This window comes from Streptomyces sp. NPDC006463 (assembly GCF_042870715.1).
Lineage (GTDB): Bacteria > Actinomycetota > Actinomycetes > Streptomycetales > Streptomycetaceae > Streptomyces.
Map to the genome: position 1 here is coordinate 1 of NZ_JBIAHP010000074.1, position 2,675 is coordinate 2,675.

At 68.2% G+C, this 2,675-nt stretch carries 3 protein-coding genes and 1 pseudogene; all 4 read right to left on the minus strand.

Going from position 1 to position 2,675, the window contains the following annotated elements; all coding sequences use genetic code 11:
- Window positions 1-296: 296 nt before the first annotated feature.
- Entirely contained in the window at window positions 297-890 is a 594-nt protein-coding gene (locus ACFYOB_RS41545; RefSeq protein WP_388570277.1) for a GNAT family N-acetyltransferase, read from the minus strand.
- Window positions 887-1,824: pseudogene (locus ACFYOB_RS41550) on the minus strand (MerR family transcriptional regulator). The gene ACFYOB_RS41545 and the pseudogene ACFYOB_RS41550 overlap by 4 nt, the downstream one beginning before the upstream one ends.
- Before the next feature lie 61 nt (window positions 1,825-1,885).
- Window positions 1,886-2,176, minus strand: coding sequence for a hypothetical protein (locus ACFYOB_RS41555; RefSeq protein ID WP_388570280.1), 291 nt, complete (start codon window positions 2,174-2,176; stop codon window positions 1,886-1,888).
- Window positions 2,173-2,529: a hypothetical protein gene (locus tag ACFYOB_RS41560; RefSeq protein ID WP_388570283.1), complete on the minus strand. Its 357-nt coding sequence runs from the start codon at window positions 2,527-2,529 to the stop codon at window positions 2,173-2,175. The genes ACFYOB_RS41555 and ACFYOB_RS41560 overlap by 4 nt, the downstream gene beginning before the upstream one ends.
- Between the last annotated feature and the right edge of the window lie 146 nt (window positions 2,530-2,675).

Below are 2,675 nucleotides of genomic sequence, written 5' to 3' on the forward strand. Positions count from 1 at the left end.
CTTTGTACTCACCCTCTCGGGCTTTCCTCCGGGCTTTCGTTCTGTGTTCTTGCGTTTCCGACTCTATCAGACTCTTTCGTGTCCGACTTCCTCGGCGCTTTCCAGGTTCTGCGCTTTCACGCTTTCCCTTTCCAGCGATTCCGACTCTATCAGAAGTTCTCCACCGGATTTACCGGCTTCGATTCCCGAATGGAGAGTCGAGTCCCCGCTCCGAATCGCATTCATTACGGGGTGGTGCTGCCGAGCTTGTCCAGCTCCAGGCAACTGCTCAACCCTACAACCGTGTCCTGGAGCTGTCAAAACGGGGCCGGGCCAGGGGTCCGCGGGTCGACGCGTACGTGCAGATGGCCGTCGAGGGGGTACAGGGGCGGCGTCGCCGGCAGCGTCGCGGCGTACTCGTAGTGGCTCTTCCGTGCCACGCCGCAGGATGCGAGGTTGTCCACCTGATGCAGGAGTTCAAGGCGTTCCAGGCCCTCGGCCCAGAACGTATCGAAGGCCCAGGCGGTGAGAGCCTCCAGGGCTCGGGAGGCCACGCCCCGTCCCCGTGCGTGCGCCGCCGTCCAGTACCCGACCTCGGCAGACGGCCCCACTGGCGTCACCCGCCTGAGGACCACGTGGCCGGCCAACTTCCGAGAAGCCTGCTCCGGCTGCACTTCGTGGACGGCGAAGCCGAACGAGTCCCCCGCCAGCCGTCCCCGTTGCCGGGCCTGCACCCAGTGAAGCCCCTCGACCTCGCTGTCGACCGATGCGCTCGCCCACCGGCGAAGCGTCGGATCCCGATACGCCTGGACCAGGGCGCCGACATCCTCCCCACACCACGGCCGGAGAACCAGCGCGCTCCCCGCAGCCGTCGCCGGTGACTCAAGGACCACGGGCTCCTGGCCCCTCATCGCGGCACCCCGGCACGGACGGCCTGGACCGCCCAGTCGAGGACCGGCGCCAGACTCTCCGGTGCCTCCCAGCCGTTGATCACGGCCAGCAGCCGGAAGTACTGCTCTCTCCGCGGATCGTTCATCCTCTCCAGCCTGCTCACCAGCCGTCCGCGGAGCTCGATGCCGTCCGGCAGGCCGAGGAAATGCGCGTAATGGGCTGTGAGTGTGGACGCGATCTCCGCTCCCCGGGACGACGTCGGCCCGATGCCGGCTGCCAGAGCCGGGGCGACCTCGCCACGGACCCTCGCGGCGAGATCCCGTTTCGGCACCGTGGCCTCGCCCGGGCCGCGCTCGGCAGCCTGGTCCTCCGCCATTCGCCGTACCGTCGCGCGGAAGTCCGGACAATCCGCGAGCTCGGCCAGCTCCACCCACGCCTGGACCTGTTCCGCGTCCGGATCGTCCGGCAGCTCCGGAGTCATGGAGCGCCTGATCCCCGCCCACGAGGCGTCCGATTCCAGACCGCCGAGGCGGCCTCCAGGAACCGGCCGACCAGCCGTTGGCGTTCCTCCTCCGACAAGCTGGCCAGTTTGTGCAAGAGATGCATCTCCTCAGGGGTGGATCCGCGCTGCGCCACTGCCGTCAGCACGGCACGCCGCATCCGCAGGATGCGTATCTGGACGTCGAGGGCCTCGGCGTGCGCCGCAGCGACACCGGGCAGCGCCAGCTCCTGGTCGACAACCTTCCTGACGGTCTCCAGGTCGAGCCCGAGCTCCCGGAGGGACCGTACGAGGTCGAGGCGTGCGACGGCGTCGAGGTCGTAGAGGCGGTAGCCGCCAGGGCTACGGCTGACGGGCACCACGAGTCCGTAGTCGGAGTAGAACCGGATGGTTTTGACCGTGACACCGGTGAGCCGGGCCAGGTCGCCGATCCGATAGAGGGGTGCGCCGTCCATGCGCCTACCTTGCAGCCTCCTCCCACGGGAGACTCAAGTACGTTTCACGGACAGGCGGGCCTCAGAGGTTGACCCGCTTCAGGTAGACCCGGCGACGGTGCGGGATCGTCTGGTACCAGAGCATCAGGTGCTCGTCTTCGTACGTACGAAGCCGCATGGGGTGCGGGTCCTCGTAGAGGCTGCCGTCCTTGGGGTCGATGGCCATCGCCGCCAAGTCGATCAGGCCGTCCATCACGGCGCTGACAAGGTGCTGCTGCTCCGCCGGCATGTCGCCGAGCACCCACAGGTGGCCGGGATCGCATTCCCAGGCCCAGCCGCTGTCGTTCTCGACGCCTTCGCCCCGCGGAGTCACTGACCGATCTCGCGCTGGGCCTCGGCCAGGATGCGGCTGCTGGTCTCCATCGCGGCCCGGAACTCCGGCTCCGTGGCGGCGGGGTCTCCCGCGACACGTTCCGCCTCGTGGAGGGCCGCCGCCCGCGCCGGCCAGCGGTGGATCGCCACGTGCGTGGCCCACTTGATCAGGAAGAACCGCAGCGGGTTGATGGCACCGGTCTCCGCGGCACGGTCGAACGCCTCGTTGCATTCCTTGTCGAGCACGGCGAGGTTGGCCATGTCGATGCGGCGCACGGCGTCCCTCAGGGCTTCCCGCGTCATGGCCGGCTGGGGAATGAGGGGTCCGTCGTCTTCCAGCTGCTGTGCTGTCATCGCGTCCTCCAGGGGAACGCGGCCAGGATACCCAGCCGGCCCAGGCGATCCGGTCCTGAACGCAGAAAAGCCCCGCACCGGACCCGTAAAGGTCTGGTGCGGGGCTTCCGCAATGATTGTTCGGCGGCGTCCTACTCTCCCACAGG